Origin of the sequence: Nocardia transvalensis, from assembly GCF_015477765.1 — a bacterium.
In the GTDB taxonomy this organism is placed as follows: domain Bacteria; phylum Actinomycetota; class Actinomycetes; order Mycobacteriales; family Mycobacteriaceae; genus Nocardia; species Nocardia transvalensis_A.
In genome coordinates this window covers 90,924-110,104 of sequence record NZ_JADLQQ010000006.1, presented here as the reverse complement: position 1 = coordinate 110,104, position 19,181 = coordinate 90,924, and the positions used below count along the sequence as shown (strand labels likewise).

Sequence of the window (19,181 nt, the reverse complement as noted above, 5' to 3'; positions counted from 1 at the left end):
GCGAACACCGGCTCCGGCAGCGCCTTGCGGTCCAGCTTGCCGACCGGAGTGAGCGGGATCCGGTCGATGACCATGATCGCCGAGGGCACCATATACGCGGGCAGGCGCTGTTCGACGTGGTCGGTCAGCGCCGCGACGTCGATCGAATGCCCCTGCCCGGCAACGACATACGACACCAGCGAGGTGGCACCGGCCGAGTTCTCGTGACCGACGGTGACCGCGAAGTCGACATGCTCGTGCGAGGCCAGCGCGGCGTCGATCTCGCCCAGCTCGATGCGGAAGCCGCGCACCTTGACCTGGAAGTCGGAGCGGCCGACGTATTCCACCTCGCCGTGGTGGGTCCAGCGCACCACGTCACCTGTGCGGTACATGCGCTCGGTGCCACTGGCCTTGTCCCCGTAGGGGTTCGCGACGAACCGGTCCGCGGTCAGACCCGGCCGCGCGTGATAGCCGCGCGCCAGCTGAATGCCCGACAGATACAGCTCACCCGCGACACCCACCGGCACCGGCCGCAGCCGCGAATCCAGGATCAGCGACTGCATGCCGCGGATCGGGCCACCGATGGTGACCGGATCACCGGGCGACAGCGGCTCGCTGATATTGGTCATGATGGTGGTCTCGGTCGGACCGTAGCCGTTGTGGAAACGGCGGCCCGAACCGTCGGCTGCCCCACCCCATTTCGCGACCAAGTCGGCCGGGACGTTCTCGCCCCCGGCGACGATCACCTTCATGTCCGCCAGTGCGGCCGGGTCGAGCGAGGCCAGCACCGACGGCGTGAGGAAGGTGTGGGTGGCCCGCTCGCGCCGGATCAGTTCCGACAGCTCCTCGCCGCCGTAGACCCCCGGCGGCACGACCACCAGGGTGCCACCCGCACCGATCGCGAGCAGGAACTCGAGCATCGAGGCGTCGAAGCTCGGGGACGCGAAATGCAGTGCGCGGGTATCGGAATCGATGTGGTAGCGCTCGTTCTGCTCGGCCCGGAAGTTGGCCAGACCGGCGTGGGTGACCACGACGCCCTTCGGCACACCGGTGGAGCCGGAGGTGTAGATGACGTAGGCCGGATGCTCCGGACGCAGCGGCCGCACGCGATCGGCGTCGGTGACGACTGCGCCGGAATAGTCATCGAGGTCCACCTCGTCGATGGCCAGCCAGTCCACCGATTCCGGCAGCTCGCCGCGCATCGACGACACGGTCAGGCCCACCGGCGAACCGGAGTCGGTGACCATGTGGGCGATGCGGTCGGCCGGGTAGGTGGGGTCGATCGGCACGAATGCCGCACCGGACTTCGACACCGCCCATTCGGCGAAGTAGGACTCGTCCGAGCGGGGCACGGCGATCGCGACCAGATCCTCGGTGCCGATGCCGCGCTCGATCAGCAAGCGCGCCAAGCGGTTCGACCGCTCGTCCAGCTCTCCGTAGGACAGACTCCTCCCCTCGAACACCACCGCGGGGGCCTGCGGGTCGCGAGCGGCGGCCTCGGCCAGCATGTCCGGCAGGGTGCGCGCGGGTTCGGCGGGCAGGCCGGTGCGTGCGATCAGGTCGGCGCGCTCGGTCGCGTCGAGGATGTCGATGGCGCCGACGGTGATGTCGGGATCGGCGGCGATCGCCTCGAGCACCTGCACCCAGCGCTGCACGATCTCCGCGGCCGTCGACTCGTCGAACAGGTCGGTGGCGTAGGTGAGCGAGAGAGCCATACCGCCGCTGTGACTTCCCCCGTCATTGCGGCTGAGGCCCGAATCTACCGCCGCCTGGATCCCGGCCTTCGCCGGGATGGCCGACGGAGCGACCGGGGTCGGTTCGGTACCGACGGAATCCTGGTCCATCGCGACGACGGTCGGGATCTCCGACAGCGTGAACTGCAGGTCGAAGCGGGCGATGTTCTCTTCCAGATCCAGCGCCGACACCGTCAGACCCGGCAGATCCAGGGTGGCGCGGTCGAGGTTCTGGAAGGCCAGCATCACCTGGAACAGCGGGTTGCGGGCCTGCGAACGCTCCGGGGCGAGCAGTTCGACCAACCGCTCGAACGGCACGTCGGCATTGCCGAAGGCCTCGAGGTCGGTGTCCTTGATGCGACCGAGCAGCGCGGAGAACGATTCGGCCGGGTTCAGGCCGGTGCGCAGCACCAGCGTGTTGACGAACATGCCGACCAGATCGTCGAGCGCGGCCTCGCCGCGGCCCGCGATCGGGGTGCCGACGGCGATGTCGTCACCGCCCGACAGCCGCGCCAGCAGCACCGACAGCGCACCGTGCATGACCATGAACAGCGACGAACCGCGTTCGCGGGCAATGGCTTCCAGCGCACCGACCAGTTCGGGCGCCAGGGTGCGGTGCAGGGTCGCGCCGCGGTGCGAGGCGACGGCCGGACGGGGTCGATCGGTGGGCAGCGCCAGCTCGTCCGGGATTCCGGCCAGTGCCTGCTGCCAATAGGTGACCTGGCGGGCCAGCAGCGACTCCGGATCCTCCTCCGAGCCCAGCACCTCGCGCTGCCACACCGCGAAATCGGCGTACTGCACCGGCAGCGGCGTCCAGCCGGGCGCGCTGCCCTGGGTGCGGGCGGTGTAGGCGGTCATCACGTCGCGGGCCAGCGGGCTCATCGAGAAGCCGTCGGCGGCGATGTGATGCACCACGACGACCAGCACATGCTCGTCGGCCTGCACCTGGAACAGCCTCGCCCGCAGCGGGACCTGCTCGGCGACGTCGAATCCGGTGGAGATGAATTCGGTGACGGCCGTGGTCAATTCGGCATTCGACACCGGGTAGGCGCGCAGATCCAGCACGATCTGCTCGGCCGGGACGACCACCTGCATAGGGGTGCCGCCGTGCTCCGGGTAGCGGGTGCGCAGCGACTCGTGCCGGCGCACCACGTCGAAGACGGCCAATTCCAATGCGGCGGTGTCGAGTTCACCCGACAAGCGGATCGCCAGCGGCAGGTTGTAGGCCGCCGAGGACTTGTCGTACTGGTTGAGGAACCACATGCGCTGCTGCGCGAACGACAGCGGCACCAGCTCCGATGCCGACCGGGCGCGTGCCACCAGCCGCGGCCGGGTTTCACCGCCGGTGTGCGACTCCAGCCGGGCGGCCAGGGCCTCCACGGTCGGCGCCTCGAACAGCATGCGCACCGCGACGGTCGCACCGACGGCGGCGCCGATGCGCGATACCACGCGGGTGGCGATCAGCGAGTTGCCGCCGAGGGCGAAGAAATCGTCGTCGAGGCCGACCCGCTCGAGGTCGAGCACCTCGGCGAAGACCGCGGCCACGGTCTCCTGTACCGGGGTCTCCGGCGCGCGGAACGCCCGCGCCTGCACCGCCGGGGCGGGCAGGGCGCGCCGGTCCAGTTTCCCGTTGACGGTCAACGGAATCCGATCGAGCACCACGAACGCCGACGGCACCATGTAGGACGGCAGGCGTTCGGCGGCACCGTCGCGCACGGTCTCCACATCGATAACCGTCATCCCGGCATGCTTTTCGCCGGGCACCACGTAGGCGACGATCCGCTGATCGCCCGGCTGGTCCTCGCGCACGATGACCGCCGCCTGCGCGACACCGGGCTGGGCCAGCACCGCGGCCTCGATCTCGCCGAGTTCGATGCGGAAGCCGCGGACCTTCACCTGGTCGTCGGCGCGACCCAGGTATTCCAGTTCGCCCAGCCGGTTCCAGCGCGCGACGTCACCGGTGCGGTACAACCGGCTGCCTGGTTCCCCGAAGGGGTCGGCCACGAACCGCGAGACCGTCAGGTCCGGGCGGCCCAGGTACCCACGCGCCAATTGCGGTCCGGCGACATACATTTCGCCCGCGACACCCACCGGCACCGGGTGCAGGCGGTCGTCGAGCACGTACACGCGCAGGCCCGCGATGGCCCGGCCGACCACCGAACCCGTTGCGGCGGCAATAGTTTCGGCATCGAGCACGCGGTGCGAGACGTGCACCGTGGTCTCGGTGATGCCGTACATGTTCACCAGCTGCGGCCGCGCATCCCCGTGCCGTGCGACCCAGTCGGCGAGTCGGCGCAGCTCCAGCGCCTCACCGCCGAACACCACGTAGCGAAGATTCAGTCCTTCTCTCGCCTGTGCGGCATTCCGGTCGGCCTCGGCCAGCTGATAGAACGCGGACGGGGTCTGGTTGAGCACCGTGACCCGTTCGCGGCGCAGCAGTTCCAGGAACTGCTCGGGCGAGCGGGAGGTGTAGTAGTCGACGACCACCAGGGTGCCGCCGTAGAGCAGCGGTCCCCACAGCTCCCACACCGAGAAGTCGAAGGCGAAGGAGTGGAACAACGTCCACACGTCGTTCGGCCCGAAGCCGAATTCGCGGTCGGTGTTGGCGAACAGCCGCACCACATTCGAGTGCGCGACGGCCACGCCCTTCGGGCGGCCGGTCGAGCCGGAGGTGTAGATGACGTAGGCAATGCTGTCGGCGGTCAGCGGCGCCCGGCGATCGGCGTCGGTGACCGGGCCCTCGCCGGCATCGACGACATCGGGCACATCCATGCCGAAGTCGTCCATGAGCACGGTGGGCAGACCCTCCGGCAATTCGACATCGACACTGCTGTCGACGATCACACCGGTCGGTGCCGCATCCGCCAGCACGTAGGCGATGCGGTCGGCCGGATAGGTCGGGTCGATCGGCACGTAGCCCGCACCGGACTTGATGACCGCCAGCAGGGCGACGACCAGATCGGCCGACCGCGGCAGGATCACCGCGACCAGGGTTTCCGGACCCGCACCCGCCGCGATCAGCTTGCGCGCCAACTGGTTCGCGCGCTGATCCAGCGAGGCGTAGGTGAGCCGGTCGTCGCCGAACTTCACCGCCACCCGGTCGCCGTAGGACGCCACCGCGGCATCGAACAGCCCCGACAGGGTGGTCGTGCGGTCGGCGAAAAGGCCGGCGCCCCCGTCGTTTCCGGACGACACCCAGCGCTGCGACACATCGAGCCGCTCGGACTCGCCGAGCAGGTCGATATCTCCCACGATCACCGCCGGATCTTCGGCGATGCCGCGCAGGATTCGCACCAGGCGATCGGAGAAGGCGGCGACCGTCTCGGGATCGAACAGGTCGGTGGCGTAGTTCCACGACAGGGTCAGCCCACCGTCGAGGGCCTCGCCGACGGTCAGCTGCACATCGAATTTCGCCGTGCCCGGGTCGAAGTCGACAACCTCGAGGTCCAGGCCGGGCAGTGTCGCCCGCGCGGCGTCGCGCTGACCGGCGGCCTCGAAGGTGAGCGCCACCTGGAACAGCGGGTGATGCGCCTGCGACCGGACGGGGCTGATGACATCGACCAGCCGCTCGAACGGCACATCGGCGTGCGCGAAGGCGGCCACATCGGTGCGCCGCACCTCGTCCAGCAGGTCGGTGAACGAGGCCGAGCTCTCCACATTCGTCCGCAGCACGAGCGTGTTGACGAACATGCCGACCAGATCGTCGAGGGCCCGTTCGCCGCGGCCCGCGATCGGGGTGCCGATGGCGATATCGGTGCTGCCCGACAGCCGCGCCGCCCAGGTGGCCAGCGCCGCGTGCATGAGCATGAACAGGGTGACGCCGCGTGCGCGCGCCAGCTCGGTGAGCGCGGCATGCAGGTCGGCATCGATCGAGAACGCATGCGTCCCACCGGCATTGGTGGCGACCTCGGGTCGCGGCCGGTCGGCGGGCAGTTCGATCTGATCCGGCAGATCGCGCAGCTGTTCGGTCCAGTACGCGATCTGCTGATGCGCCGGCGACTGCGGATCGGCCTCGTCGCCGAGCACCTCGTGCTGCCACAGCGCGTAGTCGGCGTACTGCACCGGCAGCGGCGCCCACTGCGGGGTCTCGCCGCGGGCGCGTTCGGAGTAGGCGGCCACCACGTCGCGCAGCAGCGGGCGCAGCGAGAAGCCGTCACCGCTGATGTGGTGCATGACCACCACCAGCACATGCTCGCGCTGGTCGATCCGCAACAGGTCCGCGCGGAACGGGATCTCGCGGGTGACGTCGAAGAACACGCTCACCAGTTCGGCGATGCGCGAGGGCAGGTCGGCCGCGCTCACCGGTTCGGCGGTCAGCTCGAACGCGACCTCGGAGACGGGCAGCACCTGCTGGTAGCCGACGCCCTCCACCTCGGGGTAGATGGTGCGCAGGGTCTCGTGGCGGGCCAGCACATCCCGCACGGCCGCGGTGAAGGCGGCGATATCCAGGTCACCGGTCAGGCGGACGGCGACCGGGATGTTGTTGACCGCGGTGCGGTTGTCGAAGCGGTTGAGGAACCACATCCGCTGCTGGGCCGGTGACAGCGGCACCAGGTCGGGACGCGGGCGCGCGGTCAGCGGGATACGGCCCTGTCCCGCACGCGATTCCACGCGCGCGGCCAGCGCGGCCACCGTGGACGCCTCGAACAGCGCACGCACCGGCACCTCGGTATCCAGCGCCTCACCCAGGCGGGCGGCGACCTGGGTGGCGATCAGCGAGTTGCCGCCCAGTTCGAAGAAGTCGTCGTCCAGGCCGACCCGTTCCACGCCCAGCACCTCGGCGATGGTGTCGGCCACGGTCTGCTCCACCGAGGTGGTCGGGGCGCGGAACACCTTGGCCGCGAAGGTCGGCGCGGGCAGCGCCTTGCGGTCCAGCTTGCCGGAGGCGTTGAGCGGGAAGGCGTCCAGCACCACGAAGGCCGCGGGCACCATGTAGGCCGGAAGTTTCTGCGCCAGAGCCGACTTCACCGCATCGGTGTCGATCCCCTCCGTCTCCGGCGAGCTCTTCGCCGGAACCAGGTAGGCGACCAGCTGATCCCCGGTGCGCTCGTCGGTGCGCACCACCACGACCGCCTGCGCGATCTCCGCAAGGCCCGTGAGCTCGGCCTCGATCTCGCCGAGTTCGATGCGCAGACCGCGCAGCTTCACCTGGAAGTCGGTGCGGCCCAGGTATTCCAGCTCACCGTTGTCGGTCCACACCACCAGGTCGCCGGTGCGGTACATCCGAGAGCCCGCGGTATCGCTCCCCAACGCCCCGAAGGGGTTGGCGACGAACCGATCCGAGGTCAGATCCGGGCGCGCCACATAGCCGCGAGCCAATTGGGCGCCCGCGAGATACAGCTCACCCGCGACACCCACCGGAACCGGTCGCAGCCGGGCATCGAGGACATAGACCTGAGTGTTGAACACCGGCGCACCGATCGGCACCGACGCGTGATCCTCGGCGGTCACCTCGTGATAGGTGACGTCGACCGCGGCCTCGGTCGGACCGTACAGGTTGTGCAGCCGCGCCCCGGTCAACGCGCGCAACCGCTGCGCGGTGCTCCCGGGCAGCGCCTCACCGGAGGCGAAAACGTGCCGCAGGCCGGTGCATTCGGCCGCCTTCGGCTCGGCCACGAACAGGGCCAGCATGGACGGCACGAAGTGGGTGACCGTCACGCCCTCGCGCACAATGAGATCGGCCAGATACGCCGGATCGCGGTGTCCGTCCGGCTTGGCGACCACCAGCCGCGCCCCGACCTGCAAGGGCCAGAAGAACTCCCACACCGACACGTCGAAGGTGGCCGGAGTCTTCTGCAGTACAACGTCGTAGGCGCCGAGCCCGTACTGCGCATGCATCCACACCAGGCGGTTGACGATGGCGTCGTGCGCGACCGCCACGCCCTTCGGCCGCCCCGTCGAGCCGGACGTGAAGATCACATACGCGGTATTCGACGGCTGCAGCGGCGCCCGCCGGTCCTCATCGGTCAGCGGAGTGTCGGCGAATTCGGTGAGGTCGAGCTCATCGATGCGGATCTGCCGACCGATCGCGGAGTCCAGGTCTGCACCCGAGGTGAGGACGCAGACCGGGCGCGCGGTGTCGAGGATGTATTCGATGCGGTCGGCCGGGTGGTCGGGGTCCAAGGGCACGTAGGCGCCACCCGCGGCCGTGACCGCGTACATGCCGACCACGAGGTCGATGGAGCGGCGCATGCCGAGGGCGACAAGCGATTCCGGGCCGACGCCCTGGCCGATCAGCCAGCGGGCCAGGCGGCGGACCCGGGCGGCGAACTCGGCGTAGGACAGAGTTGTCCCCTCGAAGCTGACCGCGGCCGCGTCGGGGGTGCGGGCGACCTGGGCCTCGAACAGGGAGACCAGGGTGGCGGCCGCGTCCTCCGACACCGTCGGCAAGGCGGCGGCGATCGGGAATTCGGTGTCGTTCCAGTGCTCGAGCACCAGCGTGTGCTCGGTGGCATCCAGCAGCGGCAGGTCACCGATCAGCGCGGCGGGATCGGCCGCGGCGGCCTGCAGGATACGCAGGAACCGCTGCGCGAACGCGGTCGCGAACCCAGCGTCGAACAGGTCGGTTGCGAAGACCAGTTCGGCCTCCATACCGGCCTCGCCGCCGGGACCCTCCACCAACGTCAGCTGCAGATCGAATTTCGCGGTCTGCTGGTCGATTCCCAGCTGCGTGACCGTCAGACCGGGCAGCTCCAGCTCGGTGCGGCCCAGGTTCTGGAACGACAGCATCACCTGGAACAACGGATGCCGCGCCTGCGAGCGGGCCGGGTTGAGCACCTCGACGAGCCGTTCGAACGGCACATCCGCATGCGCGAAGGCGGCCAGGTCGCGCTCGCGCACCTGCGCGAGCAGATCGCTGAACCGCGCCCCGGCATCGACCTGGGACCGCAGCACGAGCGTATTGACGAACATGCCGACCAGATCGTCGAGCGCCCGCTCACCACGTCCGGCGACCGGAATGCCGATGGCGATGTCGTCGGTGCCGCTCAGCCGCGCCAGCAGTGACGCAAAGGCGCTGTGCACCACCATGAACAGCGTGGTGCCGTGCGCGTGCGCGACCCGGCCCAGCGCGTCGATGGTCTCGCCCGGCACCCGGAAGCGGTGGGTACCCGCCTGATACGAGGCCACCGCCGGGCGCGGGCGGGTCGACAAACGCAGTTCGTCGGGCAGTCCGGCCAGCGCATCGTGCCAGTAGTCGAGTTGCTGGGAGATCAGCGAGCGCCGATCGTCCTCGGAGCCCAGCACATCCCGCTGCCACAGCGCGTAATCGGCGTACTGCACCGGCAGCGGCGCCCAGCCGGGCTCGGTGCCCGCCGTGCGCGCCACGTAGGCCGTCATCAGGTCGCGCACCAGCGGCGTCATCGAGAAGCCGTCGGTGGCGATGTGATGCACGACGACCACCAGCACGTGGTCGGCCGCGCCCAGTCGGTACAGTCGCAGCCGAGCGGGTGGCTCGTGCGTGACGTCGAAGCCACGGCCCGCGAATTCGTAGACGGCGGAGAACAATTCGTTCTCCGTGGTGTCCACGACCGTGAGCTCCGGGATGGCCCGGGTCGACGGCAGCACCTTCTGGTAGGCGATGCCCTCGTGCGAGGGGTAGATGGTCCGCAGCGACTCGTGCCGCGCCACCACATCGGCGACGGCGCCGCGCAGCGCGTCCAGATCCAGGGTGCCGCTGAGCCGGACAGCCGCCGGGATGTTGTTGGCCGCCGAATCGGTGTCGAACCGGTTGAGGAACCACATGCGCTGCTGGGCCAGCGACAGCGGCGGATATTCCGGTCGCGGCAGGGCCGTGAGCGCTTGGCGCACACCGGATCCCACGTGCGACTCCACCCGCGCGGCCAGTGCCGCCACGGTGGGCGCCTCGAAGACGGTGCGCACCCCGACCTCGGTGTTCAGCGCGGCACCGAGCCGGGCGGCGACCTGGGTGGCCACCAGCGAGTTGCCGCCCAGCTCGAAGAAGTCGTCGTCCACACCGACCCGCTCCGCACCGAGCAGATCACCGAAGATCTCGGCGACGATCTCCTCGATCGGCGTCGACGGGGCCCGGAACTGCCGGGTCTCGAACACCGGGGCGGGCAGGGCCTTGCGGTCCAGCTTGCCGGAGGCGTTGACGGGGAAGGCGTCCAGCACGACCAGCGCGGCCGGGATCATGTACGCCGGAAGCGACTGCGCCAGTGCGGTCTTCACCGCATCCGTATCGATGGCGAACCCGGGCTCACGAACGAGATAGCCCACCAGCTGATCACCGGCGTGGGCGTCGGTGCGGACCACGACCACCGACTGGGCCACCCCCGGCTGCGCCAGCAGTGCCGCCTCGATCTCGCCCAGTTCGATGCGCAGACCGCGCAGCTTCACCTGGAAGTCGGTGCGGCCCAAGTAGTTCAGCTCACCCACTTCTGTTCCGCCCGCGGAGCGGGGAGACCAGGTGACCAGGTCACCGGTGCGGTACATCCGCTCGCCGGGTGCGCCGAAGGGATTGGCGACGAACCGGTCCGCCGACAGGTCGGGGCGGCCGAGGTAGCCGCGCGCCAACTGATCGCCCGCCAGATACAACTCACCCGCAATACCCGGAGCGACCGGATGCAGGCGCGAATCCAGCACGTAGACACGGGTGTTCCAGACCGGGCGGCCGATCGGAACCGAGGTCTCGTCCGCCTCGGTCACCTCGTGGTAGGTGACGTCGACCGCCGCTTCGGTCGGGCCGTACAGGTTGTGCAGCCGCGCGCCGGTCAGTTCCCGCAGGCGCTGCGCGGTCGGCGCGGGCAGCGCCTCACCGGAGGCGAACACCTGCCGCAGCCGCATCTCTTCCGCGTCCCCGAGCTGCGTTCCTCCCATGCCCTCGACGCCGGAGGCGTTGAGGGCGGACACGAACACCGACATCATCGATGGCACGAAATGCGCTGTGGTGATGCCCTGTTCGGCGATGATCTGTGCGAGATAGACCGGATCCCGATGCCCGTCCGGCTTGGCGACCACCAGCCGCGCACCGGTCTGCAACGGCCAGAAGAACTCCCACACCGACACGTCGAAGGTCGCGGGGGTCTTCTGCAGCACCGCATCCTCGGGACCGATCGGATATTCGTGCTGCATCCACAGCAGCCGGTTCACGATCGCGGCATGCTCGACGGCCACACCCTTCGGGCGGCCGGTCGACCCGGAGGTGAAGATGACGTAGGCCGTGTTCCCCGGCCTGATCGGCTGCGCCCGTTCGGCATCGGCGATCGGCGCGGCGTCGAAGCCGTCCAGCGCCAGCGTGTCGATCTCCAGCACCGGCACATTGCGGCCGGTGACGAAGTCGTCGCGGCTGGTGGTGAGAATCGCCGCCGGGCGGGCGGTGTCCAGCACGTAGTCGATGCGGTCCGCGGGCTGGTCCGGGTCCAGCGGCACATAGCCCGCCCCCGCTTCCAGCACCGCGTACATCCCGACCACCAGATCGATGGAGCGCCGAATGGCCAGTGCCACCAGCGATTCCGATCCGACGCCGTCGGCGAGCAGCCGCCGCGCGAGCCGATGCACGCGCTCGGCGAATTCGGCATAGGTCAGCTGCTCGTCCTCGAAGACCAGCGCCACCGCATCGGGTGTCGCGGCGGCCTGCTTCTCGAACAGCGAGACGAGTGTGAGTCCGGGGACCTCATGGGCGGTCTCGTTCCAATCCGTCAGCACTCGCGCCCGCTCGGTCGCCGACATCAGATCGATGTCGCCGAGGGGCGCCTCCGGGTCGGCGGTGACCGCGGCGAGCACCCGATCCAGCCGCTGCGCGAACGCCGCGATGGTCGCCTCGTCGAAAAGGTCTACGGCATAGGAGAATTCGGCCGACATGCCCGCGGCCTCGCCGTGGGCGTCCTGCGCCTCCTGCAGGGTCAGCTGCAGGTCGAACTTGGCCAGGCGAGTGTCGTAGTCGATGCCGTTGACCCGCAGGCCGGGCAATTCCAGGGTGGCCTGCCGGGTGTTCTGGAAGGTCAGCATGACCTGGAACAGCGGATGCCGCGACTGCGAACGCGCCGGGTTGAGCACCTCCACCAGCCGTTCGAACGGCACATCGGCGTGCGCGAACGCATGCAAGTCGGTATCGCGCGCCTGCGCCAGCAGATCCGCGAAGGTGGCCTCGCCCTCGACGTTGGTGCGCAGCACGAGGGTGTTGACGAACATGCCGATCAGGTCGTCGAGGGCGGCCTCACCGCGACCGGCGACCGGGGTGCCGATGGCGATGTCGCCGGTGCCCGACAGCCGCGCCAGCAGCACCGCCAAGGCGCTGTGCATGACCATGAACAGCGACGCATTGTGCTTGCGGCCCAGCTCGATCAGCCGCCGCTGGGTCTCGGCGGAGATCACGAACGGGTAGGTGCCGCCCTGGTAACTGGCGACAGCGGGCCGCGGCCGGTCCGAAGGCAGCACGAGTTCGTCGGGCAGATCGGCCAACTGATTGGTCCAGTAGCGAATCTGGTTGGAGATCAACGAGTTCGGATCGTCCTCCGAGCCCAGCACCTCGCGCTGCCACAGCGCGTAGTCGGCGTACTGCACGGGCAGTTCCGCCCATGCGGGCTGCTCCCACGAGGTGCGGGCGGCATAGGCGACCATGACGTCGCGCGCCAGCGGCCCCATCGACCAACCGTCGGCGGAGATGTGGTGCACCACCATCCCGAGCACGTACTCGGACTCGCTGATCTCGAACAGCCGCGCGTGCAGCGGCACCTCGCTGGTGACGTCGAAGGCCATCGACGCCAGCTCGACGAGGTGATCGATGAGGTTGTCCTCGGTGACCGGAACCGGCGTCAGGTCCGGAACGATCTGCGCCGCATCCAGAATCACCTGCACCGGGCCGTCGCCGGTCTCCGGGAAGACGGTGCGCAGCGATTCGTGCCGGTCGATGACGTCGATGACCGCGACCTGCAGGGCGGCGACGTCCAGCTCACCGGACAGCCGGATGGCGACCGGGATGTTGTTGACCGCCGATTCGGTGTCGAAGCGGTTGAGGAACCACATGCGCTGCTGCGCCAGCGACAGCGGCACCTGCTCGGGCCGCTCGCGCGCCACCAGCGCCTTGCGGGCGCCGTCCCCGGCGTGCGATTCGATGCGCGCGGCCAGCGCGGCAACGGTGCTGGCCTCGAACAGCATTCGCACCGGCACCCGGGTGTCGAGCGCGGTACCCAGGCGCGAGGCGACCTGGGTGGCGATCAGCGAGTTGCCGCCGAGTTCGAAGAAGTCGTCGTCGACGCCGACGCGGGCCACGCCCAGCACCTCGCCGAAGGTCTGCGCGACGATCTCCTCGATCGGCGTTGTCGGAGCGCGGAATTCGCGCACCTCGAATACCGGCGCGGGCAGCGCCTTACGGTCCAGCTTGCCGGAGGCGTTGAGCGGGAACGCTTCCAGCACGACCAGCGCCGAGGGCACCATGTAGGCAGGCAGCGTGCGGTGCAACGTCGCCTTGATGTGGTCGAGATCGACCGGTCCCGGCGTGGTGACGATGTAGGCGACCAGCTGATCACCGGCCACAGTGTCGATGACCAGCACCACGGCCTGATTCACGGCCGGATGCCCGAGCAGCGCGGTCTCGATCTCCCCGAGTTCGATGCGCTGGCCACGGAACTTGACCTGGAAGTCGGTGCGGCCGATGTATTCGAGGACGCCCACCTCCTTTCCGCCCGCGGAGCGGGTGGACCAGCGCACGAGGTCGCCGGTGCGGTACAGGCGGCTCCCCGCACTTGCTCCGGCCCCGAAGGGGTTGGCCACGAAGCGTTCCGCGCTCAGGTCGGGGCGGCCGTGATAGCCGCGCGCGACCTGGGTGCCGCCGAGGTACAGCTCGCCCGGCACCCCGGCGGGCACCGGCTGCAGACCCTCGTCGAGCACATAGGCCTGGGCATTCCACACCGGGCGCCCGATCGGCACCGACGCCGGGTGCGCGTCGGTGATCGGCCACGCGGTGGAGTGCACCGTGAATTCGGTGGGGCCGTACAGGTTGTGCACGGCCGCGGTGGAGAACTTGCGGAACGCGGCGACAGTGGCGGGCGGCAACGCCTCCCCGGCGACGAGAACCGTACGCAGCGACAAGCATTCGGCGGCCGAGGCGCTGGAGGCGAACACCGACAGCATGGACGGCACGAACGAGGTCATGGTGACCCGGTGGCGGCCGATAACCTCGGACAGGTACATCGGGTCGCGGTGTCCGTCGGGTGCGGCGATGACCATCTTGGCGCCGACGGCCAACGTGCCGAACAGCTCCCACACCGACACGTCGAAGGTGACCGGCGTCTTCTGCAGCACCACATCGGTGTCGTCGATCTCGTATTCGGCGGTGATCCAGGCGATCTGGTTGATCACCGAGGCGTGCGAGACGGCCACACCCTTCGGGCGCCCGGTCGAGCCGGAGGTGAACAGCACGTAGGCGGTATTGGTGGAGCGCAGCTCGCCGCGGCGCTCGGCCGGATCGATCGGCGCGTCGGAGTATCCGTCCAGATCGAGCCGGTCGATTTCCAGCAGTGCGCGATCGCCACCGAGATCGGCGGCGTCGTGCGCGGTGGTCAGCACGCATGCCGGATCCGCGGTCGCGAGGATGTAGTCGATGCGCTCGGCCGGGTAATCCGGATCGATCGGCACATAGCCGCCGCCGGCGGCCATGGTCGCGTAGATGGCGACCAGCATGTCGATCGAGCGGCGAATGCCGACGGCCACCAACGACTCCGGCCCCACGCCGTCGTCGATCAGCTTGCGCGCCAACCGGTTCACGCGTGCGGAGAATTCGGCGTAGGACAGTTCGGTGGCGGGGCCGAATTCACCACCGGAGCGCTCACCCGGATCGAAGATCAGCGCCGTCGCCTGTGGGCGCACCCGAGCCTGTTCGGAGAAAAGATCCAGAACCGTTGTCACCGAAGGCAGTTCGTGTGCGGTCCGGTTCCACTGTTCGAGCACCAGAGAGCGTTCGGAGGCATCGAGGATCTCGATCTCGCGCACCCGCGTCTCGGGGGATTCGACCGCGGCCTGCAGCACGCGCAGATACCGGTGGCCGAATTCGGCGACCGTGGCGGCGTCGAACAGATCGGTCGCATACGACACCACCGCCGACACACCGTTCGGCTCCCCGTGGCTGCCGCGCTGTTCGGTGAGCGTCCACTGCAGGTCGAATTTGGCGATATCGACCTCGAGCTCCTCGGCCGAGACCGACAGCCCCGCCATCTCCATGGTGGCGTGCGAGAGCTCCTGGAACGACAGCATCACCTGGAACAGCGGATGCCGCGCCTGCGACCGGGTCGGGTTGAGCACCTCGACCAGCCGCTCGAACGGCACATCCGCATGCGCGAACGCGGCCAGATCGGTTTCCCGGGTGCGGGACAGGAAGTCGCCGAACGACTCGGCGCCGTCGACCTCCGAGCGCAACACCAGGGTGTTGACGAACATGCCGATCAGGTCGTCGAGCGCCTGCTCGCCGCGCCCGGCCACCGGGGTGCCGATCGCGATGTCGGTGGTGCCCGACAGCCGGGCCAGCAGCACCGCCAACGCGCCGTGCAGCACCATGAACAGGGAAACACCCTGTGCCCGAGCCAGACTCGACAAGCGGGCATGCAGGTCGGCATCGATGTCGAAGGTGACGCGGCTGCCGTGGAAGCTCTGCACCGCCGGCCGCGGCCGATCCGTCGGTAGATCCAGCTGATCGGGCAGGCCCGCCAGTGCCGAACGCCAGTAGGCGATCTCGCGGGCGGCCATCGACTCCGGATCGTCCTCCGAGCCCAGCACCTGCCGCTGCCACAGGCTGAAGTCGGTGTACTGCACCGGCAGCGGCGTCCAGCTCGGCGCCTCGCCGTTGGCACGCGACAGATAGGCGGCGGTCACATCGCGGGCCAGCGGGCCGAAGGAGAAACCGTCGGCGGCAATGTGGTGCACCACGAACGCCACCGCGTAATCGGCCCCGTGCCCGTTCGAGCCCGCGACCTGGAAGATCCGCACCCGGATCGGCAGCTCATTCGACACGTCGAAGCCAGTGGAGGCGAATTCGGCCAGCACACCGGGCAATTCGGCCGCCGAGATCGGAACGACCGGAATCTCCAGTTCGACCTGATCCATCGGCAGCACCTGCTGGTAGCCGCCGTCACCGGATTCGGGGAAGATCGTGCGCAGCGACTCCTGGCGCTCCATCACGTCCAGCAGCGCCGCGGTCAGCGCGTCGATATCGACCTCACCGCGCAGCCGGACCACGAACGGCAGGTTGTAGGTCGGCACGCTCGGGTCGAACTGGTTGATGAACCACATGCGCTGCTGCGCCAGCGACAGCGGCACCCGCCCGGGGCGCTGCTGGGCGACCAGCGGCGGACGCGACACCTCGGCCGGGGTGGCGGCTTCGGCGCGGGCGGCGATCCCGGCCACGATCGGGGTCTCGAACAGCGCGCGCACGCCCAGCTGGATGGTGAAGGCGGCCGAGATCCGCGACACCACCTGGGTCGCGACCAGCGAGTTACCGCCGAGGTCGAAGAAGTTGTCGTCGATGCCGACCCGTTCCTGGCTCAGCACATCGGCGAAGATTCCGGCGACGATCTCCTCGGCCTGCGTGCGCGGGGCCCGGTAACCGGTGGCGTCGGCGCTGAACACCGGCTCCGGCAGCGCCTTTCGGTCCAGCTTGCCGGAGGTGTTGAGCGGGAACGCGTCCAGCACCATAATCGCCGCGGGCACCATGTAGCTGGGCAGCTTCTCGGCGACGAACCGGGTCAGCTCGATCGGATCGACCGAAAGACCCGGCGCGGCAACGACATACGCGACCAGCTGCTGACCGGTGGCGGTATCCATGACCAGCACCACGGCCTGGCTGACCGCGGGATGCGCCAGCAGGTCGGTCTCGATCTCGCCGAGTTCGATGCGCTGGCCGCGGAATTTGACTTGGAAGTCGGTGCGGCCGATGTACTCGAGGACCCCCGACTCGCTCCACCGCACCAGGTCGCCGGTGCGGTACATGCGCGAACCGGCTCCCCCGAAGGGGTTGGCGACGAAGCGGTCCGAGGTGAGGTCCGGGCGGCCCAGGTAGCCGCGGGCCAGCTGACGGCCCGCCAGATACAGCTCACCCGGGGCACCGATGGCGGCCGGGCGCAGCCGCGAATCCAGCACGTAGACTTCGACATTCCACTCCGGCACACCGATCGGCACCGTGGTCGTGTCGGCCTCGGTGGCCTCCCAGTAGGTCACCGACACGGCGGCCTCGGTGGGGCCGTACAGGTTGTGCAAGCCCGCATTCGAGATGGCCCGGAAACCGGCGGCGGTCTCCGGCGGCAGCGCCTCGCCGATCACGAAAACCGCACGCAGCGAAGCGCATTGGGCGGCGGTGGTGTGGGAGACGAATACCGTGAGCATGGACGGCACGAAGTCGGTGACCGTCACCCGGTGCCGCTCGATCATGTCGGCGACATAGATGGGGTCGCGGTGCCCGTCGGGGGTGGCGACGATCAGCTTGGCGCCGACCATCAGCGGCAGGAAATAACCCCACAGCGACACGTCGAACGTGGTCGCCGTCTTCTGCAGGTAGACGTCGTCCGCGGTCAGCGCGTATTCGTCCAGCATCCACAGCTGCTGGTTGACGATGGCGTGGTGGGTGACCGCCACGCCCTTCGGACGGCCGGTCGAACCCGAGGTGTAGATCACGTACGCCGTGTTGTCCGGCCGCAGCGGGGCCCGGCGATCGGCATCGGCGATCGGGTCGGCGGAGAATTCGGCGGTATCGAGGGTGTCGATCTCGACGCGCCGGACCGTCTCTGGAAGCTCCAGCTCGTCGCCGGAGACCGTGAGAACGCAGACGGGAGAAGCGGATTCGAGGATGTAGGCGGTACGCTCGGCGGGATGATCGGGGTCGATCGGCACGTACGCGCCACCGGCCTTCAGCACCGCATGCATACCGACCACCAGGTCCAGCGAGCGCCGCATACCCAGGGCCACAAGCGATTCCGGACCGACGCCATCGGCGATCAGGTAACGTGCCAACCTGTTGACCCGCGCACCGAACTCCGCATACGTGAGCTGCTCGCCCTCGAAGTCGAGGGCGACGGCGTCCGGGGTGCGCGCGATCTGCTCGTCCAGCAGCGCCGACAGCGTCGTGACCGGCACGTCGTGGTCGGAATCGTTCCACGCGGCCAGGGTGCGGTCCAGCTCGGCCTCGGTGGTGATCGGCAGGCCCCACGGCGCCTGCTCGGCACCGGCGGTCAGGAACCGGTCGAAGAACTCCAGGAAACGCGAATGATGCTGGCGTGCTTCGGTGTCGGTGTAGAGGTTGGGGTTGGTCTCGAAGTCGATGCGGGCGCGGGCACCGCCCTCGGACTGGTAGAAGTTGACGCCCAGATCCTCGATCGCGCCGGTCGAGAGCACATGCAGCTTGCCGGTCTGCGAGCCCAGCACCAGTTCGTCGTGGAACAACATGATGTTGACCCACGGGCCGAAGAACTCCTTGGTGACCGCGCCGCCACCGGCACTGTCGCGACGGATGTCCTCGTGCCGGTAGCGCTGATGCCGCAGTGCACCCGACACCTCGACCTGCACGGCCTTCAGCAGTTCGGCGATCGTGGTCTCGTATCCGACACGCAGGCGCAGCGGCACGATATTCGACGACGCACCACCGGAGCGGCGCATGGCCGCGGTCGTACGCGCGGTCACCGGCAGGCTCAGGATGACGTCCTCGCTGCCGGTCCACTGCGCCAGATATGCCGCGAACGCGGCGATCAGAAGTCCGGCGGGCGACGAATCGTGGCGGCGCACGGCCTCGTCGAGCAGGGCATTGCGGTCATCGGACAGGGCGGCGGTCACCACCCCGTTCAGCGGGGCGGGTGCGGCATTGCGGCCGGTGAGGCTCGAGCCCTCCTCCAGCCCGGCCACCCGCTGCGCCCAGTACTGCTTATCGGTCTGGAAGCGGGTGCTGTCGCGGTAGGCGAGTTCGGATTCAACCAGCGTGCGCAGATCGGCGGCCTTCGACGGCGTCGGCTCGGCGCCCGCCAGATACGCCGTGTACAGCTCGGCGATCCGGGTCATATTGGTCATCGCGCCGAAACCGTCCAGCGCGATGTGATGGGCACGGGTGTACCAGAACCAGTGGTCGTCGGCGAGCTGCAGCGCCGCCATCTTGATCAACCGGTCGGTGACCAGGTTCAGCGGGCGGCTGTACTCGGCGCGCATCCACTCGTGCGCGGCCGCCTCCGGGTCCTCGGCGTCGCGCAGGTCGATGTAGACGACCTTGTCGTGGTCGGCGATGGTGTGATCGACATACTGCAGCGGCTCACCGTCGCGTTCGACGATACGCAGGAAGCCCGAACCCAGCTCGTGCGAGGCGTCGATACTGGCCTGTTCGAGCACCTCGACATCCAGGTCGCCACGCAGGTCGACGTATTGGGCGATGGTGATCGGCACCTGCGGATCCAGATGCTGGGCATACCAGATACCGAGCTGCGCCGGAGACAGCGGGAAGAGTTCCTCCCCCGAGCTTCCGCCGAAATCCAGCCGGTTCAA

The 19,181-nt window shown here is 69.0% G+C and carries 1 protein-coding gene (only partly in view); it reads right to left on the bottom strand.

Annotation, left to right across the window (positions count from 1 at the left end; genetic code table 11):
• Positions 1 to 19,181: the beginning of a non-ribosomal peptide synthase/polyketide synthase gene (locus IU452_RS18540; RefSeq protein WP_228818228.1), read on the bottom strand. 24,826 nt of this gene lie to the left of the window's left edge; only the first 19,181 of its 44,007 coding nucleotides appear in the window; the start codon lies at positions 19,179 to 19,181; its stop codon lies off the left edge, out of view.